The sequence below is a fragment of the Bacillus thermotolerans genome, from assembly GCF_000812025.2.
Lineage (GTDB): Bacteria > Bacillota > Bacilli > Bacillales > Domibacillaceae > Quasibacillus > Quasibacillus thermotolerans.
Genome location: NZ_JWJE02000004.1, coordinates 58,935 through 84,859 on the forward strand (window position 1 = coordinate 58,935; position 25,925 = coordinate 84,859).

The window sequence follows — 25,925 nt, forward strand, 5'->3', positions numbered from 1 at the left end:
TCTAGTATGAGAGGAACTGTATTTGTTGCCGGCCTCGGCCTGATTGGCGGATCGCTGGCAAAAACAATTAAAAAGGCCCATCCGGGAGCAACAGTTATTGGATACGACATTCGTGAAAAAGAAGCCGGTCTGGCAGAAGCACTAAATATAATTGACCAAAGTGTGCCGTCTTTTTCTGAAGGAGCCGAGCAGGCTGACCTTATCATTTTGGCAGTTCCGGTCGTACAAACGGAAGAAATGATTCATCAGCTTGCTCAGCTCCCACTTAAAGAAGAAGTGATCATTACAGATACTGGCAGCACAAAGAAAAAAATCATGGATTGCGCAGAAGTGTTGCTGGAGCGGAGGATAGCATTCATTGGCGGTCATCCAATGGCAGGTTCTCATAAAAGTGGAATTGCTGCAGCAAAGGAGCATTTATTTGAGAATGCTTTTTACCTGCTCACACCTAGTGAGCACACAGAGGAGAAGTATGTAGCGATACTTAAAAAGTGGCTGGAGGGAACGAAGGCAAAGATCATCGAGCTATCCGCGGCTGATCATGACCATTTCACAGGTGTGGTCAGCCACTTCCCGCATATTATTGCTGCCTCGCTTGTTCGTCAGGCGAGCCGGCATGACCGCAGCCATCCGTTAATTTCCCGTTTAGCTGCGGGGGGGTTTAGGGATATAACGAGAATTGCTTCCTCCAACCCTGAAATGTGGAAGGATATTTCCTTACATAATAGAGAAACATTGCTTGCTTTACTGAATGAGTGGAAAGAAGAGATGGAGAGTGTGATCCAACTCATTGAAGAGGAGAACGACACCTTGCTGTTCGACTATTTCAAGGAAGCAAAGACTTTTAGAGATGAGCTTCCGGTTAAAGCGCAAGGAGCCATTCCCGCTTTTTATGATCTGTATGTGGATGTGCCTGACTATCCGGGCGTTGTTTCTGAAATAACGGCCTATTTAGCAGAGGAACGAATTAGTATTACGAATATACGAATCATGGAAACAAGAGAAGATGTGTACGGTGTACTCGTCATTAGCTTTCAGAACGAAAGAGACCGGGCGAGAGCGAAGACATGTATTGAGAAACACACCAATTTTGATTTATTTTTAGCCTAAAGGGTGGTCTGTATGAAGGAAATGGAAATAAAATTAACTGATTCAACGCTTCAAGGGCATTTAGAAGTACCTGGAGACAAATCTATTTCCCACCGTTCCATTATGTTTGGTGCGTTAGCTGATGGCAAAACAACAATTCGGCATTTTTTAAAGGGAGAGGATTGTCTAAGTACAATTGATTGTTTCCGCAAGCTGGGTGTGGAAATTGAAGAAACGGAAGAGGAAATTATCGTACACGGCAAGGGCTGGAAAGGTTTAGAGGAGCCCAAAGAGGTACTTGATACAGGAAATTCCGGTACCACGACCAGACTGTTATTAGGAATACTAGCCGGCTGTCCGTTCCATACGGTATTAGTAGGAGACGCTTCTATTGCCGAACGACCAATGGATCGTGTTACTGTGCCGCTCTCTCAAATGGGGGCAAGAATCAACGGGAGAAGTGAGGGTCGGTTCACTCCTCTTGCTATCAACGGAACGAAGCTGCGGCCTATTCACTATGAGCTTCCAGTGGCGAGTGCCCAAGTGAAGTCCGCTGTCATTTTTGCAGGGCTGCAGGCAGAAGGGGAAACCATCATTACCGAGCCGCAGCTGACCCGCGATCATACGGAGAAGATGATTGAACAATTTGGGGGGAGTGTTACCCGGCGCGGGAATGATATTATCATCCCCGGCGGGCAGACGTTTAAAGGAACGGATATATATGTGCCTGGGGATATCTCTTCTGCGGCTTTCTTCCTCGTGGCAGGTGCTATTTCTCCTGATAGTGAAATCGTTTTGGAAAAAGTGGGATTAAACCCAACGAGAACGGGCATTATTGATGTTCTAAAAGACATGGGCGCGGATATTGAGATCCAGGAAGCGCAAATAGCCGGAGAGGAAGTCGGCACAGTCACGATTCGAACATCTAACTTAAAAGGTGTAGAGATTGGTGGAGATCTCATTCCGAAGCTGATTGATGAGATTCCGGTCATTGCACTGCTGGCTACTCAAGCGGAAGGCAGAACAGTCATCAAGGATGCTGAGGAACTTAAAGTAAAAGAAACAAACCGAATTGACACAGTTGTCAGTGAGCTGAAGAAGCTCGGAGCGGAGATCGAAGCGACGGATGATGGAATGGTCATCCATGGCAAGAAAGGCTTATCGGGCGGCCATGTGTCTTCACACGGTGATCATCGAATCGGTATGATGCTTGCGGTTGCTTCTTTGGTAGCAGAAGGAACGGTAGTACTAGAGAACGCTGAAGTCATTGCTGTTTCTTATCCATCTTTCTTTGAGGATATGGACCGGTTGATTCAAGGGAAAAAGAGCTGATTATCAGCTCTTTTTTTTATTATCAAAAGCAGGTTGTTGAGCAATAAGAAGGAAAACATCTTTCATTGGCGAATATATTTAGGTAAGATATAAGTAAAAAAAGTTGCTGTCAGGCTTTTCTTTCTCTATGATGTCAATGTTAGTAAACTGTTTTTTAGAAAGGATATGAAACATGTCTTACGCACAGCAAATGCTTGAAAGTTTACAAAAGGGGGAGGATAAGAAAGCATTCTCTCTTTTCAACAAAGTTCTTTCTTTCTCAAGTGATGAAGAGAAGTTCTCGCTTGCGGAACAGTTATATAGCCTAGGCTTCCTAGATGAGGCAAGGCAGCTATATGAGCAGCTGCTGACCGCTTATCCGGAGGAAGGAGAGCTTCTTATCCTTCTTGCCGAGGTACTCGTTGATATGGATAGGGAGGAAGAGGCAGTGCTTCTTTTAGAGAAGCTGGATCCAGCGGATGAATATTATCCTCGAGCCTTGCTGCTCCTTGCTGATTTATATCAAATGCAAGGGCTGTACGAGGTGAGTGAGCAGAAAATCCAAGCCGCCTACGAGCTTTTGCCAGACGAGCCAGTTGTCCAATTTGCGCTTGCGGAGCTCTACTTAGAGCAAGGCCGTTTTCTAGAAGCGGTTCGTTTCTATAAAGGGCTGCTCTCAGGAGGGACTCAAGAAATAGCTGGTATCTCTATCTATCAAAGACTGGCAGAATCATTAAGTGCAGGCGGTGCATTTGAGGAGAGCTTGGAGTACTATGAAAAGGCAATGGATGATCATCTAGAGATTAATACGCTGTTTGGTTATGCATTTACTGCTTACCAAGCAGGCTTTTACCAGACAGCCATTGCTAAATTCAATGAACTTAAGGAAATGGATCCAGATTATCATTCTATCTATCTGTATTTAGCAAGAGCGTACGAGCATGAAGAGGAGCTTGAAAAGAGTCTCGAAGCAGCTAAAGAAGGGATTCGTCAGGATGAATTCCAGAAAGAGCTGTATTTGACTGCTGGTAAGCTGAGTCTAAAGCTTAGCAGAGAGGAAGAGGCTGAACAATACTTGCGCACAGCACTGGCCTTAGATCCCGAATTTGCGGAAGCCGGACTGACACTTAACAAGCTTCTTCTTCAGCAGGAGAGGTACGAAGACGTACTTGAGATCACTTCTATGTTGAGAAAGGACGGAGAAGCGGACCCGCAATTCCTTTGGGACGAAGCGAAAGCCAGCAATGAATTAGAGAAGTATAATGAGGCATTATTAGCTTATCAAGAAGCATATACTTTCTTTAAAGACAACGGTTCCTTTTTAGAAGAATATGGATTCTTCTTAATGGAAGAGGGAAAGCGCACCGAAGCTTTAATGGTTTTTCAGCAATTATTAAGGCAGGATCCTGCTAATGAAGAGTGGATGCTGCTAGTCGAACGTCTGCAAGAGTGAGGAAATAAAATCTATCTTTACAGAGGAGGGAATTACAAATGGCTGCCCCTGTATCTGTTCACGAGAAAAAAGACTTTATTCGCTGGTTTCTAAATCATTATCAGTTGAAAAGACGGGAATCGGTTTGGATTTTAAACTACTTAATGAGCCACGACCAGCTTATGGAAAAGGTTCACTTTGTGGAAGAGGCTCAATATTGCCCGCGCGGGATGATTATGTCTACCTATTGTGTGGATAATGCGCCGTTCCGCTTCTTTAAGGAAAATGTTATGACAACGGATGCCGAAAAAACCTTCCATGACATTCGCTTAAACAAAGAGGAAGATATTTATATTGAGCTGAAGTTCAAGTCATCTAATGTTTCTCATCAATATGCAGCCGTCTTAGAGGAAAACCCCTTCATGCCGCGAAATCTGCGGATTACAGAAAAAGATAAAGCACTTGCAGAGAAGTTCTTGAAGGAAGGTATTTACCAGTTTCAAAGAAAACGCTTGCTTGAAAAAATAGACAAGGCACTCGATTGCGGAGACAAGGAAGCGTTTTTAGAGTTAACAGAGCAGTTAAATAAACTGACATAACCCCTTTGCCCGAGCAAGGGGGTTTACTTTGTGTACACATTGAGAAGCGTTTAAAGACTGGAGGAATACTTGAAAGTACGGAAAAGGATGGTAGTCGACAGAGAAGCCCGCATGTTATGATAAAGAGGAGGTGAAAGTGATGAATTGGAATGGAAAAGACGTAGAGAGCTATAAGCAACAGAAGGAATACATAGATACAGCCATCATGCCGCTTGCTCCGGTCTCCTTTGGGGCAGAGATGAAAGAGGCGGCGTCCCAATATGAGTTCATTCAATTATTGACCATGCTTCTTGAGAAGCAGTTTAAAGGAAGAACTCTATTGCTTCCCCCTTTTTCTTACCAAAGCAAGAAGAGGGAAGAAGATAAGATTGCTGCTTTAAACAGCTGGTCGGAGGAATTGAGAGAAGCGGAATTCAAGCACATCTTCTATTTCACATCCGACAGCGGCTGGAAGCTGGTGGAGGACAAGCTGGACGGCACGCTCATATGGGTCCCTTCGGTGCCGCTCGAGCATATGGAGCCTTCTTACAAATACTCGCTCATTGAAGAGCAAGCCAAACAGTTTATTAACATTATTGCTCACAAATGGCAACAATAATTGCAACGATTCAGAAAAATGACACAATATTTGTCGTGATTTAGTTAAAGCAATATTGACCTTGTGTTGAGTTTAGATTATCATAATGTTGTCCTAGTTTATGTTTGTGCGCCTAAATTTTGTCCATTATGGACACAGCTTACAACAGAGGGGGGAAAAAAATGAGTAAACAGCCAGTATCAAGACGTCAATTTCTTAACTATACATTGATGGGTGTCGGCGGTTTTATGGCAGCTGGTATGCTAATGCCGATGGTTCGCTTTGCGATTGATCCGGTTCTTGCAGAAGGAGCAGCCGGTGAATTCCAAACGACGAACCAAAAGGTAGATGAATTGACGTCAACACCGGTTCGTGTAGACTTCTCTTATGAACAACAAGATGCATGGTACACATCTGAAGTTACGGAAACAGCCTGGGTTTACAAAGATGAAAACGGCGAAGTTGTCGCCCTCTCACCTATTTGTAAACACTTAGGATGTACAGTTAACTGGGAGGGAGATAATCACAAAAACCAGTTCTACTGTCCGTGCCACGGCGGGTTGTATGAGAAGAATGGCAACAACGTTCCTGGTACACCACCAACTGCACCGCTTGATAAGTATCCAACAAAAGTGAAAGACGGTTTTCTTCAGCTCGGTAAACCAGAGCCACAAACAATTGCATAAAGGAGGCGTAATCCATGCTTAACAAAATTTATGATTGGGTCGATGAGCGATTAGATATTACGCCTTTGTGGCGGGATATTGCTGATCATGAAGTGCCTGAACACGTAAACCCGGGTCATCATTTCTCGGCCTTTGTTTACTGTTTTGGCGGATTAACATTTTTCGTAACAGTGATCCAGATCTTATCAGGGATGTTTTTAACGATGTATTACGTACCTGATATTAAAAATGCCTGGGAATCTGTTTACTATCTGCAAAATGAAGTTGCTTTCGGTATGATTGTGCGCGGTATGCATCACTGGGGTGCTAGTCTGGTTATCGTCATGATATTCTTACATACATTGCGCGTATTCTTCCAGGGCGCTTACAAGAAGCCTCGTGAATTGAACTGGATGGTCGGTGTATTGATCTTCTTTGTTATGCTAGGCCTCGGTTTCACAGGTTACTTATTACCTTGGGACATGAAAGCGCTATTTGCTACAAAAGTAGGTATCGAGATTGCGGCAGCCACTCCATTCATCGGTGAGCAGCTGAAGACCCTTCTTGCAGGTCACCCAGATATCATCGGAGCTCAGACACTTACCCGCTTCTTTGCGATCCATGTGTTCTTCCTGCCGGCAGCTTTGCTTGGCCTAATGGCAGCTCACTTTATCATGATCCGCAGACAGGGTATTTCTGGACCGTTGTAAAATTGATTTTTCTTTAGAACGCATGTAGTTTTTTAGAAGGAGGGGAACGCTATGCATCGTGGAAAAGGTATGAAATTCGTTGGAGATTCACGTATCCCGGCGGAACGCAAGCCGAATATTCCGAAAGACTACTCGGAATATCCTGGTAAAACAGAAGCCTTCTGGCCGAACTTTCTGTTGAAGGAATGGATGGTCGGTGCTGTTTTCTTGGTTGGCTATTTATGTTTAACAGTGGCGCATCCATCCCCGCTTGAACGTGTGGCGGATCCGACGGATGCGGGGTATATTCCACTTCCAGACTGGTATTTCTTATTTCTTTACCAGTTACTGAAATACACATATGCTTCCGGACCTTATAACGTCATTGGAGCATTTATCATCCCGGGACTTGCTTTCGGAGCGCTTTTACTAGCTCCATTTATTGACCGGGGACCTGAACGCAGACCAATTAAGCGTCCGTTTGCAACTGGCTTTATGCTTCTTGCTTTAGCTTCTGTTGTGTTCTTGACTTGGGAATCTGTTGTCAACCATGACTGGGAAGCGGCGAAAGCTCAGGGTCAAATTGTAGAAGGACCGGAAATTGATCAGAATTCAGAAGGATTTCAAATTTACCAAGAAAATGGCTGTATTAACTGTCACGGCGAAACTCTTACTGGAGGCGCAGCTGCCCCGTCATTGGTGGGCACCGGCTTAAGCCCTGACGAGATAAAAACGATTGCAGTAGAAGGAGTAGGAACAATGCCTCCTGGCCAATTTAAGGGAACAGATGAAGAATTGGGCAAGCTGGCTGAATTCATTTCTACTTTAGAAGCAGAATAATAACAAAAGATGTCCTATCTCAGGTAGGACATCTTTTTTGTATGATATGCATACAGAAGCCGAGAAAGGACAGGGTGGTGTGCGGTGCAATATATATATTGGCTGTTAGCTGACAGAAGGTTTCTGCTCTTATTGTTTATAATCAATTTAGCAGGAACAGTATATGGATATGTGTGGTATGGGTCACAATTATCGAGAACAGAGTGGCTGTTTATTCCTTTCGTCCCCGACAGTCCAACAGCAAGCTTGTTCTTTACGATTGTGCTGGCAGGGTTTTTATTGAAAAAGTCATGGGGACTATTTCAAGTCCTGGCTTTGATTACTTTATTTAAATACGGCGTTTGGGCTGTTGTGATGAATGTTTTGACGTGGGTCTGGACCGGGTACTTACCTTGGGAGGCCTATATGCTGATCCTTTCTCACTTAGGGATGGCTGTTCAGGGGCTGCTGTACGCTCCCTTTTACCGCGTCAAGCTCTGGCACTTAGCAGTGGCGGCGGTATGGACGCTTCACAACGAAATCATTGACTATGTATTTATGCAGTATCCGGTTTACTCACATCTTCATTTGTATGTGGAGGAAATTGCTTATTTTACCTTTTGGCTAAGTATCCTTTCTATTTTTCTTGCTTGGTTTTTGACTTTAAGAAAACGACGGCTAAAATGGGAGCTGTAATTCCTCCTGAATAGGGATGCAGCCGATAACTTTCTCTTCTCGATTCTTCACTTGCTGCATATATTAACAGCAGAAGCGAAGGAGGGAGAGAAGTGAAAAGGCTTAGATGGCTTTTGGTTGTTTGCTGCTTTTTTATTGTCCCTATTTACGCGCAAGGAAAGGATTTTAATCCCCGCCTTCTGCAATTAGACCAATCTGCTGGACAGGCGCTAGAATTTACAAAGGCCGGTCGCTATGAAGAAGCTTCAGCACAACTGGAGCAGATTGAAAGCGAGTTGCCGCAGCTGCATCCGGACAAGGAAGCTCTTTCATGGAATGATTGGACAGTGCTTGCAACTTCTTTGGAACAAGCGCTTCAAGTCATAGAGTCACCTGAAGGAAAGGAAAGAGAGGCAGTAGAAGCCGTGACTTCCTTCCGTCTGGCGGCAGATGCGGTCGTATCTCAATATCAGCCGCTGTGGGTTGAGATGGAACAGCCGGTTATGTCCTCTTTACAATCCTTAAAGGAAACCTCCGCCGCCGCTGACTCCTCGGGTTTTCATGCATCTCTTAACACCTTTCTCGCTAACTACGATATCATTCAGCCGAGCCTAAAGGTTGATATCTCCAAAGAGCGGTTGCAATCATTGGAAGAACAAGTTCGTTATGTAGATCAGCATCGAACAGCCTTTCTAGCCGGAGAGGAACAGGAGGGGAAAATTCATCAGCTGGAGAAAGAAATGGATATGGTCTTTAAGGAAGTGTCTCAGGAGGAGGCTTCACAGCCATCTCTCGGCTGGATTATTAGTATTACAGGAGGCATCATTATTACGACGCTTTCCTATGTAGGCTGGAGGAAATATAAAGGGCATCAGGAAGAAATAAAAGAAAAGCAGAATAATTGATGCAAATCAGTAAAACGGGTAAAATAAAGATAGCAAGTAAAATACAAACGGGGGTCATACTACCAGATGGGCTTTTTAATTTACTTTCTTATTCTCATTCTCGTTCCTTTATGGGCACAGATGAAAGTAAAGAGCACGTATAAGAAATACTCGAAAGTTGCTGTTTCGTCCGGCATGACAGGAGCCGAGACGGCACGACGCATTTTAGATGAGAACGGACTGCACAATGTGAAAGTCGTAGAGACCCAAGGGTTTCTAAGTGACCATTATAACCCCATGACAAAATCCGTTCATTTGTCACCGAATAACTACCACGGTCAATCGGTAGCTGGAGCTGCTGTTGCTGCTCACGAAGTAGGCCACGCGATTCAAGACAAAGAGGCTTACGCTTTCCTTCGCTTCCGCCATGCACTTGTTCCAGTTGCTAATATCGGGTCGAACCTATCATGGATTTTTATTTTGATCGGTATCTTCACATCGGCAACGGGTATGTTCCTATTAGGGATTATTTTAATGGCTGCGGCTGTTTTGTTCCAAGTGATTACCCTTCCGGTGGAATTCAATGCATCATCACGGGCAATGGATCAAATTGTTTCCTCAGGGGTTATCCGCAATGATGAAGAACGGGAAGCGCGCAAAGTACTGAATGCGGCTGCTTTGACATATGTGGCTGCTGCCGCTGTAGCGGTCGCTGAACTTCTTCGTTTAGTGCTTATCTACACAGGAATGCAAAGCGAGGACTAACAGTAGCGTGATAAAAGATAAGAGAGGCAGGGCCTCCTTATCCTCGAAGAAAAAGGAAGCCTAAAGGGCTTCCTTTTTTTATATTTACACTTCAAGTGGCCGTTTGTTTTCATCGAGTGTAAAGCCCTCACCGAGAACATCATGAACGACTGTTACAGAGACAAAGGCGTGAGGATCAACGGAATTGATAATGTTTTTGAGACGGACAATTTCATTTTTGCCGACGACGCAATACAACACTTCGCGGTTTTCCTTCGTAAAGGAACCATGTCCTTTTAATACTGTCACGCCTCGGTCCATTTGCTTGTTGATCTTCTCGGCAATTTCTTCGTGGTGATTCGAGATAATCATAGCGCCTCTTGCTGCATAGGCACCTTCCTGCATGAAATCAATGACTCGTGTACCGACAAAAACAGCGACCAGCGTATACATTGCCTGACGATAGTCCATATATGTCAGAGAAGCAGTGATGACAACGGCATCAAAAAGGAACATTGTTTTTCCCATGCTGACACTGCGGTATTTATGAACGAGACGAGCAATAATATCCACGCCGCCTGTTGTTCCCCCGTAACGAAAGATAATGCCGAGACCTACACCGATGAAGACTCCTGCAAATAAGGCAGCTAGGAACAGATCGTCATGAAGCGGCATATTAAAGTGGTAACGCTGGAATAACCACAGGAACACAGAAAGGCTGACCGTTCCGACGATGGTGTAGTAGAAAGCGGTTTTCCCAAGCAGCTTCCACCCAATGAAAAAGATAGGGATGTTTAAGATAAAGTTGGAATAGGATGGATCAATTCCATACAGGTTATATAAAAGCAGCGTAATACCGGTAAAGCCGCCTTCTGCGAGCTTGTTCTCCATATTAAAGTGAACAAGTCCGAAACTGTAAATCGCGCTTCCGAGGAGAATAAAAAAGAGGTTTTTGAATTTCATGCCGAGTATCATATGTGAACCACCTTTACATTATAAATATTCCTCTGTTGATAATTGTCATTATATAGAATAAGCTGCTGTCCCACAATCTGTAAATGTACGGAAATACGGCTTTACGTATAAATTCATTGTCATATAAGCCAGAATTAGCTAACATAAAATTAATAAGGGAAAAGGCAGGGAAGCTTATGGACAAAACATTAAAAGAGATGCAGAAAGAAGTAGATGATTATATCGGCCAATTTAAAGAAGGCTATTTTAGTCCGTTGGCCATGATGGCACGGCTGACAGAAGAGATGGGTGAGCTGGCTCGAGAGATCAACCATTATCATGGAGAAAAACCGAAGAAGGCAACAGAAGAAGAGAAGACAATCGAGGAAGAGCTGGGAGACGTACAATTTGTCCTTACATGCCTGGCCAACTCATTGAATATTGATTTAGCGTCCGCTCATGAGCGGGTGATGAAGAAGTTTAATACGAGAGATAAAGATCGATGGACAAGAAAAGAGGAGAATGAATAATGGATACAGTAAAAGTAATTGTTGCAGGCCCGCGTGGAAGAATGGGAAAGGAAGCTGTACGAATGGTACAGGAAACTGGTCATTTTGAACTAGCGGCTGTGCTTGACCGGAAATATGATGGTCAAAGACTGGGAGACCTGGAAGGGTTTGATGGGATTGATGTGCCTGTATTTACAGACATTCATCAATGCTTTAGTGAAGTAGAAGCAGATGTGCTGATTGATTTAACGACGCCAGAGACGGGATATGTACATACAAAGACAGCAATTGAACATAACATTCGGCCAGTCGTTGGCACAACGGGCTTTACAGATGGGCAGCTAGAAGAGTTAAAGCAGCTCGCTGAGGAAAAAGGTATTGGCTGCATTATCGCACCTAACTTTGCTATTGGTGCCGTACTCATGATGAAGTTTTCACAAATGGCGGCTAAGTACATGGACAGCGTAGAGATCATAGAGCTGCATCACGATAAGAAGCTGGATGCGCCATCAGGCACAGCCATTAAAACAGCACAAATGATCAGCAAAGTAAGGGAAGAGAAGAAGCAGGGACACCCGGATGAGAAGGAAACGATGACAGGTGCCCGCGGTGCAGAGATGGAAGGCATGCATATTCACAGCGTGCGCTTGCCTGGACTCATTGCTCACCAGCAAGTGTTGTTCGGAGCAGACGGCCAAACGCTGACAATCCGTCACGATTCTTACAACCGAGCGTCCTTCATGTCAGGTGTCAAAGTATGTGTAGAGACGGTTATGAACGTGGACACGCTCATTTACGGAATGGAAAATATCCTAGACTAACGAAGGGGGCTGCTTATGAAAATCGCTTTAATTGCCCATGACAAGAAAAAGACGGAGTTAATTGATTTCGTATCAGAAAACCACAATGTTTTCTCTGACCACGAACTATTCGCTACCGGTACGACTGGCCGCAGAATCATCTCTGCCTCTGGATTATCTATTCACTGCTTTCAATCGGGGCCGCTTGGCGGCGATCAGGAAATTGGCGCCAGCATTGCCCGCGGAGAAATGGATTTAGTGATTTTCTTTAGAGACCCCCTTACGGCACAGCCGCATGAGCCGGATGTGTCTGCGCTTGTCCGTCTTTGTGATGTATATAGCGTTCCGCTCGCTACTAACATTAGTACTGCTATGTTGTTAGTCGAGGCATTGAAGCGGGGCGACTTTGAGAAGGTAGAAGGGAATAGACCGTCTTATGAAAACCGTTAAGGCAGATATATTAGCGTTTGGGGCTCATGCGGATGACATTGAAATCGGAATGGGTGGTACCGCAGCCAAATATGCAGCTGTTGGAAAGACTGTTGTTTTTTGCGACTTAACCAAAGCAGAGCTGTCTTCTAACGGAACAGTTACGTCAAGAGCAGCAGAGGCAAGACAGGCAGCGGAGATGCTGGGGGTACAGGAAAGAGTGACACTCGATCTGCCTGACCGCGGTTTGTTTCTAACAGCTGAAGCAGTGAGCAAAGTGGCAGAAGTCATCCGTCGGTATCAGCCGACGGTAGTCTTCGCACCTTATGAGCAGGATCGTCATCCTGATCATGGGGCGTGTGCTCGTCTCGTAAAGGAAGCCTTTTTCTCAGCGGGTATCCGGAAGTATGAAACTTCGGGTAAGGAAGAAGCTCATAAAGCAAAGCAGCTCTATTTTTATATGATCAATGGATTTCATCGCCCGGATTTCTGTGTGGATATCGGAGAGGTGATTACCAGGAAGCAAGAGGGATTATCTGCTTATCGGAGCCAATTCGAACTGGGAGAAGGCTCGGTAGATACTCCTTTAACGAGCGGGTACGTTGAAACGGTAATTGCAAGAGACCGGATGATGGGAAAGGAAGTAGGAAGAACGTTTGCCGAAGGATTCCTTACTTCTGCCCCTTTACTTCTAGAACGGGATTTGATTGGAGATTAAGATGAATTTAAAAATTGGTATTACATGTTATCCAACAGTCGGCGGTTCAGGAGTGGTAGCTACTGAACTCGGCAAGCTGCTGGCTGAAAAAGGGCATGAGATTCACTTTATAACGTCAGACCGGCCCTTCAAACTGAACCGGATGTACCCCAACATTTACTTTCATCAAGTGGAGGTAGCGCAGTATTCTGTTTTTCAGTACCCCCCTTATGAAATTGCTCTTGCAAATAAAATTGCTGAAATTATTAATCGGGAACAATTGGATATTTTACACGTGCATTATGCGGTTCCACATGCAGTTTGTGCGATTCTAGGTAAGCAGATTGCCCGCTCTAATGTCAAAATTGTGACGACCCTGCACGGCACAGACATTACTGTACTCGGACATGAGCCGTCCTTGAAGGCATCCATTCGATTTGGAATTGAAGAATCTGATGCTGTTACAGCAGTATCCGATGCTTTAATCAGCCAAACAATGGATGTGATCCGCCCAGAAAAGAAGATAGAAACGATTTACAACTTTATCGATGAACGGGTCTACCGTTTAATTGATCCCCGTGATCGATTGCGTGAAGAACTGGGAATAGCCCCAGGGGAAAAACTTATTATGCATGTCTCTAACTTTCGTGGCGTTAAGCGGGTGCCTGATGTTATCCGCGTCTTTCAAAAGATTCGAGAGCAGATGCCGTCCAAGCTGCTGCTTGTAGGAGACGGGCCGGAGATGACAGTCGTATGCGCGCTCGTAAAGAAGCTGAAACTAGAGGCAGACGTGCTCTTTCTCGGTAAGCAAAACAATCTTGAGGAGCTGTATTCCATAAGTGACCTTTTTTTATTGCTCTCAGAAAAAGAGAGCTTTGGCCTCGTTCTTTTAGAAGCGATGGCATGCGGAGTGCCTTGTATTGGAACAAATACCGGAGGAATCCCTGAAGTGATTGAGAATGGCGTGAACGGATTTATTTCTGAAATAGGCGATATCGAATCGATGGCAGAGCAAGCAACAAGTTTGCTGCTGGATCCGCCATTCTATGAGGAGATAAGCAAGCAGGCGATTGAAACGGTGCGCACCCGCTTCCACTCTGAAAGAATTGTCCGTCAGTATGAGGAGTTGTATATCCGATTGCTCCGCGAGCAGGAAGGTGACGGTTATGGAGAATGAGCGGGTATTCGAACAGGCCGCCCCGCTTTTGAAAAGGCTGGAGGAAGCCGGATTTGAGGCCTATTTTGTGGGCGGTTCAGTAAGGGATTACCTGCTGGGTCGTCCAATTGGTGATGTGGATATTGCAACTTCAGCGCTTCCGGAAGAAGTGAAGCATATTTTTCCGAAAACGGTGGATGTTGGCATTGAGCATGGAACAGTGCTCGTTCTTTGGGAAGGAAATGGCTATGAGGTGACCACCTTTCGGACAGAATCGGACTATAAAGACTTTCGGCGCCCGGAGAAGGTGTCCTTTGTTCGCTCGTTAACGGAAGATTTGCAGCGCCGCGATTTTACGATCAATGCCATGGCGATGGATCGGACTGGCCGTATCATTGATCCGTTCGGGGGAAAAGAAGCTTTGCAGCAGCAGCAAATCCAAACGGTCGGTCGAGCGGAAGACCGTTTTTCTGAGGATGCGCTACGAATGATGAGAGCCGCCCGGTTCACGAGCCAGCTCGGCTTCCGTCTGCACGGGGAGACAGAAAAAGCCCTCCTTCGCTGTGCCTCCTTGCTGCAGCATATTGCGGTTGAACGAAAGCTGGTAGAAATGGAAAAGCTGTTAGCAGGGAGAGACGCTGCTGCGGGCATAGAGGTGATTGTAAGGGGGAATCTGTTCCCTTACTTGCCTCGGTTAGAAGGGACAAAGCAGCAGCTTGAATTCTTTCTTTCCTATGATGTCCGCCGTTTAACAGCCAGACAAAGGTGGCTGTTTCTGTTAGCGCTCATTAAGCCGGAGGAATCGGAGAAGTGGCTGAGAAGCTGGCGTATGCCTTCTAAGAAAATAAAGTACTTAGCCAGCACGTATGAATGGCTTCAGGGGATGAAAGGAAGAGCATGGACCGATTTTCTTTTATACCAGGCCGGTGCTGACCGGACAGCAGATGTGGAAGAGGTACTAGCGGTTATGGAAAAGCGCCCTTCACAGGCTATTCAGCTCATGCAGCGTTATGAAGAGCTCCCAATTAAAGGCCGGAAGGAGCTAGCTGTTACAGGCAAGGATTTAAAGGAATGGAAGCAGGAAAAGGGCGGTCCATGGATGAAGCAGCTTCTCGAGCAAATTGAGCAATCAGTGGCGGAAGGACAAATAGACAATAGAAAAGAATCGATAAAGGAGTGGCTGAAGGCGTGCAATCTTCTGTAAGACAGCAGCTGCTGTCTGCTTTTTCGAAGGCGGACGGCGGATTTGTTTCAGGGCAAGCATTAGCAGAAATACTGGGCTGTTCCCGGACAGCTATCTGGAAGCATATTGAAGCTTTGAGACAGGAAGGCTTCGAGCTTGAAGCTGTTCGCAAAAAGGGGTACCGGATTGTGTCAAAGCCCGATAAAGTAACAGAAAATGAAATTTTAATTGGACTGGAAACAAATTGGCTTGGGAAAGAAATTGTTTCGTTAGATACAACAGACTCCACTCAAAAGGAGGCTCATCGCCTTGCTCAGGAGCCATTTAAAGAGGGAACGGTTGTCATTGCAGAGGAGCAAACAGCAGGCCGTGGCCGAATGGCAAGGCAATGGCATTCACCGAAGCATACAGGCATTTGGATGAGCGTCATTTTGAAGCCTGAGCTGCCCCCCTATAAAGCTCCTCAATTCACTCTTCTGACAGCTGTATCTGTCGTTGAAGCGATCAGAGAAGTAACCGGTCTCCAGCCGGAAATTAAGTGGCCGAACGATATCCTATTAAACGGAAAGAAGCTGACAGGCATTTTAACAGAGCTGCAGGCAGATGCCGACCGTATCCACTCTGTCATTATCGGAATCGGCATCAATGTTAACCAATTAAAGTTCCCGGAGGAGCTGAAAGAAATTGCCACATCCCTAGCTATTGAAAAGGGCGAAAAGATCAGCCGGTCGCATATTATACAGGAAATTTTGAAACGGTTGGAGCACTACTACCACTTATATATTGAAGAAGGGTTCTCTGATATTAAGAGGAGATGGGAGCGCTACGCCCTGTCGATCGGAAAGAGGATTTCAGCCCGCACAGTAACCGGAGTATTGCACGGAAAAGCGCTCGGCATTACGGAGGAAGGCGTATTAAAATTGTTGGATGATGAGGGGGTCATTCACAATATTTATTCTGCTGATATAGAGGTTGAGAAAAAAGCAGATTGATGTTCTTTAAGACTGCCGGCTGTTCAGCCGGCAGTCTTCATTCACTTCTTGAAAGCGGCAGCCGGATCAGCCGGTCGTCCTCTTCTGATGGATTGCCGCGCCCGTCTGTATTATTCGTGATTACATACAGGCTGTTGTCATCAATGTATACATCTCTCAGCCTGCCTGCTCCGCTGTAGAATACCTCTTCCGTTTGATGCTCAAGGTCAAAAACGAGAAGCTTTTCACCCCGAAGAGCCGCGACAAACAGCTTGCCATCTTGATAATCCATTCCCGAAGGGGCCCACGTTTCCTCGCCGGAGTGGAATAAAGGTATTTCCATCCCTTCCTGCTGCTCATCCCCTTCAATGATCGGCCAGCCATAATTGCGGCCGGGCTCAATTAAGTTGATTTCATCATGGGCGCGCTGACCATGCTCAGCTGCGTACATCCGTCCTCTTTCATCCCAGGCCATGCCTTGAGGATTTCGATGGCCAAGTGTATAGACATAGGACTGGCTAAAAGGGTTATCTTCAGGGATCGACCCGTCAAGGTTCATTCTTAAAATTTTCCCGGAAAGTACTTCAGGCTCTTGAGCTGTCCTTGCCTCACCGGCATCTCCGGCGGTAGCATAAAGCTTATTATCAGGGCCGATGGCGAGCCGTCCGCCGTTATGAATTGAGCCGCCCGGAATACCCGATAACAATTCTTTTATTTCATGCCACCCGTCCCCTTCATACCGCACTTGAATGATACGGTTTTGGATGCGGCTCTCTTCATTGTACGTATGGTATACGTAGGCTAGCCGATTCTTAGAGAAATCAGGGTCCAGGACAAAGCCGAGCAATCCACCTTCTCCTTCGTGGGCAATCTCCTGCTTCAGATGAAGTCGGGTTTCCTCTTTCGTGTCATCCGGTCCAATCAAGACAATGCTTCCGCCTCTCTGGCTGATAATAAAGCGGTCGCTCGCTTTGGTGATATTCCAAGGGATTTGCATTTGTGTTGCAATAACTTCTTCGCTTTGTACAGGCTCAGTATCTGTGCTGACAGCTTCTTCTTGAGGGGGCCGCTCCTTCGTAGAGGTGCAGCCTGCCAACAGAATACAGGCAACAAACATCCATTTTTTCATGCTCTTACCCCGCTTTTTACATAATTTTTGATATTTGTATCCTACCTTTTGAATTTTCAATAGTCAAAAAAAAGAGAGGCTGTTATAATAAAAACGGGCAGTATCTGTATAGAACTGCACTTCAATGTAGCTAAGCCAATAGGACAACTAAATAAGCAAACATTCTGCCTTGATCTGTAGTAGACAGGGACAGAGGGTCGAAACAACAACTAATTGCGAATCGAATCCTTCTGTCTGAAGGGTTTTTTTATTGATATTGTTTCGTCTCCTCTGAAAACAAAAGGAGGAAGCGTGCGTGAAGCAAACAAGCGATTTCATTAAAATGAAACAAACTGGCGAGAAAATTGCGATGGTGACGGCTTACGACTACCCATCGGCCAAGCTGTCAGAAGAAGCACAGACTGATATTATCTTAGTTGGAGATTCACTTGGTATGGTAGTGCTCGGGTACGACTCGACTGTACCTGTAACAGTGGAAGATATGATTCACCATACAAAGGCGGTAAAGAGAGGAGCTAAAGATACGTTCATCGTGACGGATCTTCCGTTTATGTCCTACCACATCAGTCAGGAAGAAGCGATGCGTGCAGCCGGCAAACTCATGCAGGAAGCGGGAGCGCATGCTGTTAAGATTGAAGGCGGTGCTGAAATCGCCGAAACCGTACAGCGGCTTACTCATGCTGGGGTACCGGTAGTGGCTCACTTAGGGTTAACCCCTCAGTCTGTTGGTGTGCTTGGCGGTTATAAAGTTCAGGGGAAAACAGCGGAAGATGCGAAGCAAATGCTTAAAGAAGCCAAACAGCTAGAAGCCGCTGGAGCCTTTATGGTGGTGCTGGAATGCGTACCCTATCAAATTGCTGCTGAAATTGCGCATGCTCTTCGCATCCCGGTAATTGGCATCGGAGCGGGAAATGAAACAGATGGACAAGTGCTCGTGTATCATGACCTTATTCAGTATGGTGTGAGCCGGACGCCGAAGTTTGTTAAATCCTATCATAATGTGAGTGAGCCGATCGTAACCTCCATTTCAGCTTATGTATCGGAAGTAAAAGCAGGGACATTTCCAGCTAGAGAGCATTCCTTTACGATGAAAGAAGAAGAACTGGAAGCGCTTTATGGAGGAGTGACCCCGTGAACATTATTAAGACGGTACAACAACTAAAAGCATATGTCCAAGAGGAGAAACGGCTAGGTCGACAAATCGGCTTAGTGCCAACGATGGGGTTTCTCCATGAAGGGCATTTATCCTTAGCCAAACGGGCACGGGAAGAAAATGAGACAGTCATCATGTCTATTTTCGTAAATCCGCTCCAGTTTGGTCCAAATGAGGACTTTGAGCAATATCCGCGTGACTTAGAGCGTGATGCTAAGCTGGCAGCTTCCGCAGGAGTCGATTGCATCTTTGCGCCTAGTGTAGAGGAAATGTACCCTGAGCCACCCATGATCAAGATGACGGTTACTGACCGGACGGACAAGCTGTGCGGGGAGAAGCGTCCAGGCCATTTTGACGGGGTCGTGACGGTTGTCAGCAAGCTTTTTCACTTAACGGAAGCAGATCAGGCATACTTTGGATTAAAGGATGCCCAGCAATTTGCTGTTATTGAAGGTCTGGTCAAGTCGCTGAACTTTCCAGTAAAGCTCGTTGGTGTAGAAACGGTGAGAGAAGAAGATGGTCTTGCGAAGAGTTCGCGGAATATATATTTGACAGTGGAAGAGCGTCAAAAGGCGCCTCATCTGCAAAGGGGCTTGCAGGCCGGTGTTCAGGTAGCTGAACAAGGAGAGAAGGACCCATACCGTGTTCAAGAAGCGGCGCGTGAATACCTGCTGGCCTATAGCGGTGCTGACCTTGATTATGTAGAGCTGCTTTCTTACCCGGAGCTGAAAGAGCTTGAACGTGTAGAAGGACGGATGATTCTTGCAGCCGCTGTGAAATACTCAAAAGCACGATTGATTGATAATATTATCTTTAGCGTAAATGAAGGGAAATGATGAATATGTTTCGTACTATGATGAACGGGAAAATTCACCGTGCGACTGTCACGGAAGCTAACTTAAACTATGTAGGCAGTATCACGATTGACCAAGATCTGCTGGATGCGGCAGGCATGGTTGAAAATGAAAAAGTGCAAATTGTCAACAATAACAATGGCGCCCGTCTGGAAACATACATTATCTCAGGTGAGCGGGGCAGCGGTGTAGTTTGCTTAAACGGAGCAGCAGCCCGTCTCGTTCAGCCTGGAGATAAGGTTATTATCATTTCGTATGTCATGGTGGCTGAAGAGCAAGTGAAGGATCATCAGCCAAAGATTGTCGTAGCAGATGAATTAAACCGGATTGATCAGCTGCTTCATCAGGAAATAGCGGGCACAGTTTTATAAGGGAGCAAACAAACCGCCTCACCTTCAATGGGTTGGAGGTGAAGCGGTTTTTGTTACGGTTAAGAAAGGCGGTAAAAAGCAGGCTATTCTGCTATTGAAGAATCAATGCGTGAGGCATTGGTTCTTTTTTTATTTGGAAAGTAAATGTATATCTTATATTTGTCCAAATAAGTCGTAGCGAAGAAAGTGAAAGTTTGTTGAAGAATTGAGTGAGAGTTAACTTATGCATTGTGGAATCTTTCTATAATTGAATTGTAATAATAAGCAGTTTATTAGCGAAGCTTAAAGTTACCGCTATTTCTCGAAAGTTAAAATGTAAAACTCTAAAAGGAGGAGCGCTATGGAAGCTACGGGCTATAAAGGTACGAATAAGATGATTGCGGGTATTGTATTTGGTGTCATTACCTTCTGGTTATTTGCCCAGGCGATGGTAAATATTGTTCCAGCAGTTCAAGAGGATTTAGATGTTGAATTAACGGCTTTGAACATAGCCATCAGTTTAACTTCCCTCTTTTCAGGTATGTTTATTGTTGTTGCAGGCGGTTTAGCAGACAGGTTTGGAAGGAAGAAAGTTACCTACATTGGTCTAATTTTGAGTGTCATTGGTTCATTGCTTCCGGTACTTGCGCAAGGGGCTGTCCTATTAATCATTGGCCGTGTGCTGCAGGGCTTATCTGCCGCATGTATTATGCCTGCCACTATTGCTTTAATGAAAGCATACTTCGAAGGGGCTGAGAGACAGCGTGCACTTAGTTACTGGTCTATCGGCTCTTGGGGAGGCTCTGGAATCACTTCCTTTGCCGGCGGGGCAATCGCGACATATATGGGCTGGAAGTGGATTTTTATTTTTTCCATCATTTTTGCCTTGCTTGCGATGTGGCTCATCAAGGAAGTACCAGAAAGTAAAGCTGAAACAGATAATAAATTTAGATTCGACTTTGGAGGGCTAAGCATATTTATCGTCACCATGCTTGCGATTAATATATTGATCACGCAAGGTGCTGGCTTAGGCTGGACAAGCCTGCCAACAATTATTCTAGCAGCCGTATCAGTTGGTGGGATTATTGTATTTGTGAAGTATGAAGCAAAAAGAAAAAATGCTCTTATTGACTTTAGGCTATTTAAAAATAAACCATATACAGGAGCAACCATTTCAAACTTCTTATTGAATGCTGTCGCAGGTACATTGATCGTTGCTAATACGTATGTACAAGTAGGCCGCGGCTTTACGGCATTTCAATCTGGGTTACTCTCCATTGGTTATTTGGTTGCTGTTTTATCCATGATCCGTGTTGGTGAAAAGCTGATGCAGAAGATTGGTGCAAAAAAACCAATGATTTGGGGGTCCGCCATTACCTTAATCGGTGTTGCTTTAATGGGATTAACATTTTTTTCGGATTTAATTTATACAGTAATGGTCTTTGTCGGATTTATTTTATTCGGCTTAGGTCTTGGAATGTATGCAACTCCCTCGACTGATACAGCAGTGGCTTCAGCGCCAGATGATAAGGTAGGGGAAGCTTCGGGTATTTATAAAATGGCAAGCTCCTTAGGGAATGCCTTTGGTATTGCAATTTCTGCAACGATATATAGTACAGTAGCAGCGGTAAGTACTGTTCATACAGCTGCAACTGTCGGAATTATCACGAATGTTATTTTTGCCGCTGTTTCATTATTATCTATTGTCGTACTCGTTCCGGGCGTTTCTATAAAAAGGAAAAAGGCCGGAAAACTAGTAGAACAGGGTAATTAAATAGCGGGACAGCTATTCCCTGTCCGCACAAAACTTAAGAGGAGATGGTCCTGGTGATTGATCAATTGATGAAAATGTTAGAGGAACGGGAAGCTGAGATGATTAACATCCGCCGTTATCTACATGAAAATCCGGAGCTTTCATTTAAAGAGGCGAAAACAGCAGCCTATATTGCTGACTTTTACAGAGGCAAAGATGTGGATGTATCAACGGGTGTTGGAAATGGATATGGCATTGTGGTTACTATAAAAGGGGAAAAGCCGGGTAAAACAGTGGCGCTTCGAGCTGACTTTGATGCGCTTCCGATTAAAGAGGAGCTGGAGATTCCGTTTAAATCCAAAAACGAAGGGATCATGCATGCTTGCGGTCATGATGCTCATACAGCTTACCTTCTCGTTTTAGCTGATTGTCTTATTCAATTAAAAGGGCAGATTCATGGCACTGTTAAGATTATCCATCAGCACGCCGAAGAAGTACCGCCTGGCGGAGCTAAGAGCATTGTAGAAGCAGGGGCTCTAGATGGTGTAGATGCAATCTTTGGTATTCATGTTTTACCGGTGGCCCCTGCGGGAACCGTTGGTTATCATAGCGGCTATTCCTTCAATGGTCGCGCCTATTTTAAACTGAAGGTACAGGCAAGCGGCGGACACGGTTCTTCTCCGCATAAGGCAAACGATGCCATTGTCGCAGGAGCCTACTTTGTCACAGCTGTTCAAACGATTGTTAGCCGCAGAGTGAACCCGTTGGATGCAGGTGTAGTCACCATTGGGTCATTTGACGGCAAGGGAAGCTTTAATGTGATTAAAGACAGTATTGAAATTGAAGGAGATATACGCTATTCAGATGATGAAACGAGGGATGTGATTAGCAAGGAAATTCACCGGATGGTGAAGGGGCTCGAAGAATTATTTGGTGTAAGCTGCAAACTCACGTATGAACCCGACTATCCACCGTTGTATAACGATCCTGAACTAACTGCATTCGTAGCGAAAACCTTAATAAAAGCTGGGGATAAGCAAGCACATTAAAGAAGTAAAAGAATTTCCTAAAATGGCGCCGTCCGATGATTTTGCATATTACCTGGAGAAGGTGCCCGGTACTTATTTTTATATTGGGTGCACGCCAAAGGGAGTAGAAGAGCCTTACTTCAACCATCACCCTAAGTTTGATATTGATGAGGCTGCCCTGCTTGTCGCGGCTAAATCGGTGGGATATGTGGTGTGCGATTATTTACATATAGAAAAAGATGGATCTAATGATTAACTGCGGAGCAGGTCCAAAGTATTGCACTAAAACGGAAATTGAAAAATTTTCAAATGTAGAACCAGCTCTTCATCTTTTATGGATGACGGGTTGCTCTAGCAGGCAAGGACTCGCTAAGATGATGGGGTATTCTTTTTGATCATAAAGTAACGCTGAGAAGAAGATGGAACTGCTAAGACTCGCATTTGTATGTGTAAACGGCTCAGCTGGCTAATTCTTGAGTGATTGAGCAGCCTCAATCCATTTCTGCTTTGAATACCTCTCAAAGTGGGACACCTTTCTTCCCCTTCATGTTTTGTAGTTTCATGACACATGCCTCCTGAATCTGGCTCTTTTGCAAATCCGTGTGGTACACTGAAAAGGAAATTTGAATGAAGAAGGTGTGGAAGCACTCATGACCCATCCAACATTTGTCGTGACCGATTTTGAAACGACCGGCCATGCACCGAAAGAGAAAGATCGCATCATTCATGCTTCTTTCGTGATTATTGAAAATAAAACAATTACATACCAATATACTTCTTTTTTTAACCCTGAGCGATCGATTCCTCCGTTTATTGAAGAGCTAACGGGAATCTCAGATGAGATGGTAAAGAATGCTCCATTCTTTCATGAAGCGGCGAAGGATATACTGCCGCTTTTAGATGGCGCGGTTTTCGTTGCTCATAATGTTTTGTTCGATCTTCAGTTTCTGCAAGGAGAGCTTGAAAGAGCCGGCTATTCCCCCTTTACTGGACCAGCTGTCGATACAGTGGAGCTAGCCCGGATTATTTGGCCTACCTCTGACAGCTTCAAGCTGGGAGACTTAACCAAAGGTTTAGGGTTAGTTCATGACCGCCCTCATCAAGCGGACAGTGATGCATATGTTACAGCTCAAATGCTGATTATGATGATTGAAAAGCTGGAACAGATGCCGTTGGCTACGCTTGAAAAGCTCGGCCGGCTGGCTGTCGGCTTAAAAAGTGATGCCTATGTTCTGATTCAAGCGATTATTGAAGAAAAGCAGCATCATGTAGAGCAGCTGCCGTCGCATTTGGAAGTGTACCGGGGCCTTGCTCTCCGTAAAAAGGAAGTGAAGGAAAGGGAAAAAGCCCATAGCCACTCGTTCTCTTACCCGAAGGAAGAGAGTGAAAAGGAGGCTCTGTTCTCTGCCTTTCCGCGTTTTGAACGGCGCAGCGGTCAGTGGAGGATGATGGACCTGATCTATGATTCCATGCGGACCTCTGTCCATTTAGCGGTCGAAGCAGGAACAGGTACAGGCAAATCTATCGGCTATTTGCTGCCGGCTATTTATGAAAGCAAACGGACGGGAGAGCCGGTGATTGTAAGTACCCATACAGTCATTCTCCAGCAACAGCTGCTGAAGAATGATATGGAAAAGCTTAAACAGCTTCTTCCTTTTTCGGTAACCTCGGCTGTTCTAAAGGGAAGGAGTCATTATATTGACTTGTACAAGTTTTCAGAGCGCCTAAAGGAACCCCAAGATAATTATGATTATGTGCTGGCAAAAATGCAGATTCTAATCTGGCTGCTTGAGACGGAGACAGGGGATGTAGATGAATTGAATCTGTCTTCAGGAGGAGAGCTGTTTTGGAATGAGATACGGCAGGACGGAGATTACATGAACAAAGGCCGAAAAGCCTGGCTGGATAAAGATTTTTATATTTACGCGAAAAAGCAGGCGCAGCAGGCTGATATTGTGATTACGAATCATTCTTTTCTCGCATCGGATTTAACAGCCCAATCGTCAGTGTTTCCTTCGTACAGCCACGTCATTATTGATGAAGCGCATCATTTTGAACGGGTAGCGCGAGAGAGGCTGGGGCTGTTTATGGATCAGGTTGCCTATAAACAGCTTCTTGGCCGGCTTGGCACCTATGAACAGGAGGAGCTTGTTGTTCAAATTGATGAGCTGCTCGCTAAATATGAGCAGCCTCTGAATAAGGATGAACAGCTCGGAATGAACCGCCAGTTGCAGCAGCTTCACTTTGAGAGCGATGAATGGTTTAAAACATTGCATACGTTCTTTAGCCGTCATACGAAAAAGAGAGCTGGCCACTGGTCGAAAAGACAAGTCAGGCTGACGTCTAAAGTAAGAAGTCTGGCAGACTGGCAGCCGGTAGAATACGGAGCTGAGCGGCTTGACGAACTGCTCACTGAAGTGGAAGGGTGGATGAGAAGGAAAGAAGAAGCGCTGAATCCGTTCTGGGAACAAATGTCGGCTGCAGAGCAGGCGAAGGTGGATCAGTTTAAGGAATTGATTCATCAATGGAAGCATTACCAGCTGATGCTGGAGCGGCTTATTTTCCGGCCGGAAGAGGATGAGGTCATTTGGATGGAGGGAGACAGCCGCTCGTTAGCTAACACGTTTGCGATCCGTTCTTCTCCTCTTGAGGCGGGTGGATTAATTAAAGAAGCTCTTCTAGATAAGAAGCATGTCGTCTTCACATCGGCGACCTTGACAGTTAACGGTTCCTTTCAATTCTTTACGGAAGAATCAGGGCTTTCAGCATGTGAGCACCAGGCGGTGACCCTGCCATCTCCTTTTGATTTTCAGAAGAACTGCCGCATGGTTATCCCTGACGACGTGCCTGAAATCAAACATGTACCCCAGGATGAATACGTGGAAGCGCTCGCTAATTATTTAACGGTCATCGCTGAATCGGCGAAGGGGAGAATGCTCGTTCTTTTTACTGCTTTCGATATGATGAAGAAAACGTATGAACTTATCCGGGAAAGCGGTTTGCTTGAAGAGTACATTCTGCTCGCCCAAGGAATTACGAACGGCAGCCGGACGAGACTGACGCGAAACTTTCAGCGGTTTGACAAGGCTATCTTATTTGGCACGAATAGCTTCTGGGAGGGCATTGATGTGCCGGGAGAAGATTTATCCTGCCTGGTGATGGTTCGTTTGCCATTCTCACCGCCGGATGAGCCTTTTATCGAGGCAAAAAGCGAGAAATTGGAAGAAAGAGGGGGTAATCCTTTCTCAGATTATTCTTTGCCGCAGGCGGTATTGCGCTTCAAGCAAGGGTTTGGCCGCTTAATCAGAAGCAGTACAGACCGAGGCATGATTATTGTATTTGATCGCCGCATACAGACAAGTGCATACGGAAGGACGTTCTTACAGTCTATTCCTGATATTCCTATCGAAGAGGCATCCCTCGACGAGACGGCTCTCATTGTTGAAAATTGGCTCCAGCTTTCCGAGGAGTAAGC

The 25,925-nt window shown here is 45.3% G+C and carries 25 protein-coding genes and 1 pseudogene; 24 read left to right on the top strand and 2 right to left on the bottom strand.

From position 1 onward, the window contains the following. Positions 1–6 precede the first annotated feature (6 nt). The 11 genes from QY97_RS03005 (at position 7) to QY97_RS03055 (ending at position 9,505) form a co-directional block, all read left to right on the top strand. Positions 7–1,110 carry a prephenate dehydrogenase gene (locus tag QY97_RS03005; RefSeq protein ID WP_039237765.1) on the top strand — a complete coding sequence of 368 codons (1,104 nt, stop codon included), beginning with the start codon at positions 7–9 and terminating at the stop codon, positions 1,108–1,110. 12 nt (positions 1,111–1,122) lie between these two features. Beyond that, a complete protein-coding gene (aroA, locus tag QY97_RS03010; RefSeq protein WP_039237766.1) occupies positions 1,123–2,421 on the top strand; it encodes a 3-phosphoshikimate 1-carboxyvinyltransferase in 1,299 nt (432 codons plus the stop codon). A 172-nt stretch (positions 2,422–2,593) separates the two neighbouring features. Then, positions 2,594–3,853 carry a tetratricopeptide repeat protein gene (locus tag QY97_RS03015; protein ID WP_039237767.1) on the top strand — a complete coding sequence of 420 codons (1,260 nt, stop codon included), beginning with the start codon at positions 2,594–2,596 and terminating at the stop codon, positions 3,851–3,853. 38 nt (positions 3,854–3,891) lie between these two features. Beyond that, positions 3,892–4,431: a ReoY family proteolytic degradation factor gene (locus QY97_RS03020; RefSeq protein ID WP_039237768.1), complete on the top strand. Its 540-nt coding sequence runs from the start codon at positions 3,892–3,894 to the stop codon at positions 4,429–4,431. A gap of 139 nt (positions 4,432–4,570) precedes the next feature. Next, entirely contained in the window at positions 4,571–5,029 is a 459-nt protein-coding gene (locus QY97_RS03025) for a YpiF family protein (RefSeq protein ID WP_039237769.1), read from the top strand. 161 nt (positions 5,030–5,190) lie between these two features. Then, positions 5,191–5,694, top strand: a complete 504-nt coding sequence (locus QY97_RS03030; protein WP_039237770.1) for a ubiquinol-cytochrome c reductase iron-sulfur subunit — start codon at positions 5,191–5,193, stop codon at positions 5,692–5,694. Between the two features lie 14 nt (positions 5,695–5,708). After that, on the top strand, positions 5,709–6,383 hold the full coding sequence (gene qcrB / locus QY97_RS03035; protein ID WP_039237771.1) for a menaquinol-cytochrome c reductase cytochrome b subunit: 675 nt from the start codon (positions 5,709–5,711) through the stop codon (positions 6,381–6,383). A 51-nt stretch (positions 6,384–6,434) separates the two neighbouring features. Then, positions 6,435–7,202 carry a menaquinol-cytochrome c reductase cytochrome b/c subunit gene (locus QY97_RS03040; RefSeq protein WP_039237773.1) on the top strand — a complete coding sequence of 256 codons (768 nt, stop codon included), beginning with the start codon at positions 6,435–6,437 and terminating at the stop codon, positions 7,200–7,202. An 84-nt stretch (positions 7,203–7,286) separates the two neighbouring features. Then, the gene (gene lhaT / locus QY97_RS03045) at positions 7,287–7,877 is read left to right on the top strand and encodes a lipoprotein heptaprenylglyceryl N-acetyltransferase LhaT (RefSeq protein WP_039237775.1); all 591 of its coding nucleotides are present in this window, start codon (positions 7,287–7,289) and stop codon (positions 7,875–7,877) included. Between the two features lie 92 nt (positions 7,878–7,969). Continuing rightward, positions 7,970–8,761, top strand: coding sequence for a sporulation protein YpjB (locus QY97_RS03050; RefSeq protein ID WP_052728915.1), 792 nt, complete (start codon positions 7,970–7,972; stop codon positions 8,759–8,761). Between the two features lie 66 nt (positions 8,762–8,827). Further along, a complete protein-coding gene (locus QY97_RS03055) occupies positions 8,828–9,505 on the top strand; it encodes a zinc metallopeptidase (RefSeq protein ID WP_039237776.1) in 678 nt (225 codons plus the stop codon). Positions 9,506–9,589: 84 nt separating this feature from the next. Here the strand turns inward: QY97_RS03055 and QY97_RS03060 are convergent, their stop codons facing one another. Further along, a complete protein-coding gene (locus tag QY97_RS03060; RefSeq protein WP_039237777.1) occupies positions 9,590–10,459 on the bottom strand; it encodes a YitT family protein in 870 nt (289 codons plus the stop codon). A gap of 176 nt (positions 10,460–10,635) precedes the next feature. Here QY97_RS03060 and QY97_RS03065 point away from each other — a divergent pair, with 176 nt between their 5' ends. The 7 genes from QY97_RS03065 to QY97_RS03095 are packed head-to-tail and all read left to right on the top strand — an operon-like array spanning position 10,636 to position 16,204. Further along, entirely contained in the window at positions 10,636–10,968 is a 333-nt protein-coding gene (locus QY97_RS03065; RefSeq protein ID WP_039237778.1) for a nucleotide pyrophosphohydrolase, read from the top strand. Then, positions 10,968–11,768, top strand: coding sequence for a 4-hydroxy-tetrahydrodipicolinate reductase (gene dapB / locus QY97_RS03070; protein WP_039237779.1), 801 nt, complete (start codon positions 10,968–10,970; stop codon positions 11,766–11,768). The genes QY97_RS03065 and dapB overlap by 1 nt, the downstream gene beginning before the upstream one ends. A gap of 15 nt (positions 11,769–11,783) precedes the next feature. After that, on the top strand, positions 11,784–12,197 hold the full coding sequence (locus tag QY97_RS03075; protein WP_039237780.1) for a methylglyoxal synthase: 414 nt from the start codon (positions 11,784–11,786) through the stop codon (positions 12,195–12,197). Beyond that, positions 12,184–12,894: a bacillithiol biosynthesis deacetylase BshB1 gene (bshB1, locus tag QY97_RS03080; RefSeq protein ID WP_039237781.1), complete on the top strand. Its 711-nt coding sequence runs from the start codon at positions 12,184–12,186 to the stop codon at positions 12,892–12,894. The genes QY97_RS03075 and bshB1 overlap by 14 nt, the downstream gene beginning before the upstream one ends. Before the next feature lies 1 nt (position 12,895). Next, positions 12,896–14,050 carry an N-acetyl-alpha-D-glucosaminyl L-malate synthase BshA gene (gene bshA / locus QY97_RS03085; RefSeq protein ID WP_198402924.1) on the top strand — a complete coding sequence of 385 codons (1,155 nt, stop codon included), beginning with the start codon at positions 12,896–12,898 and terminating at the stop codon, positions 14,048–14,050. Further along, complete coding sequence (locus QY97_RS03090) at positions 14,040–15,233, top strand: CCA tRNA nucleotidyltransferase (RefSeq protein WP_039237782.1); 1,194 nt, start codon at positions 14,040–14,042, stop codon at positions 15,231–15,233. The genes bshA and QY97_RS03090 overlap by 11 nt, the downstream gene beginning before the upstream one ends. After that, positions 15,218–16,204, top strand: coding sequence for a biotin--[acetyl-CoA-carboxylase] ligase (locus tag QY97_RS03095; RefSeq protein WP_039237783.1), 987 nt, complete (start codon positions 15,218–15,220; stop codon positions 16,202–16,204). Before QY97_RS03090 ends, QY97_RS03095 begins: the two co-directional genes overlap by 16 nt. Before the next feature lie 37 nt (positions 16,205–16,241). Here the strand turns inward: QY97_RS03095 and QY97_RS03100 are convergent, their stop codons facing one another. After that, positions 16,242–17,312, bottom strand: coding sequence for a PQQ-dependent sugar dehydrogenase (locus QY97_RS03100; RefSeq protein WP_039237784.1), 1,071 nt, complete (start codon positions 17,310–17,312; stop codon positions 16,242–16,244). Positions 17,313–17,607: 295 nt separating this feature from the next. On the opposite strand from QY97_RS03100, the gene panB reads away from it, so the two are divergent. The 6 genes and pseudogenes from panB to dinG all read left to right on the top strand — a co-directional run bounded on the left by panB (position 17,608) and on the right by dinG (position 25,923). Beyond that, positions 17,608–18,447, top strand: coding sequence for a 3-methyl-2-oxobutanoate hydroxymethyltransferase (panB, locus tag QY97_RS03105; RefSeq protein ID WP_039237785.1), 840 nt, complete (start codon positions 17,608–17,610; stop codon positions 18,445–18,447). Then, positions 18,444–19,301: a pantoate--beta-alanine ligase gene (gene panC, locus QY97_RS03110; RefSeq protein WP_039237786.1), complete on the top strand. Its 858-nt coding sequence runs from the start codon at positions 18,444–18,446 to the stop codon at positions 19,299–19,301. The genes panB and panC overlap by 4 nt, the downstream gene beginning before the upstream one ends. A gap of 5 nt (positions 19,302–19,306) precedes the next feature. Further along, on the top strand, positions 19,307–19,690 hold the full coding sequence (panD, locus tag QY97_RS03115) for an aspartate 1-decarboxylase (protein WP_039237906.1): 384 nt from the start codon (positions 19,307–19,309) through the stop codon (positions 19,688–19,690). A gap of 340 nt (positions 19,691–20,030) precedes the next feature. Continuing rightward, positions 20,031–21,443 (top strand): MFS transporter, encoded by a 1,413-nt coding sequence (locus tag QY97_RS03120; protein WP_039237787.1) that lies wholly within the window; start codon positions 20,031–20,033, stop codon positions 21,441–21,443. A 44-nt stretch (positions 21,444–21,487) separates the two neighbouring features. Beyond that, a pseudogene (locus tag QY97_RS03125) lies at positions 21,488–22,706 on the top strand (amidohydrolase). Between the two features lie 394 nt (positions 22,707–23,100). Continuing rightward, positions 23,101–25,923: an ATP-dependent DNA helicase DinG gene (gene dinG, locus QY97_RS03130; RefSeq protein WP_039237909.1), complete on the top strand. Its 2,823-nt coding sequence runs from the start codon at positions 23,101–23,103 to the stop codon at positions 25,921–25,923. Positions 25,924–25,925: the final 2 nt, after the last annotated feature.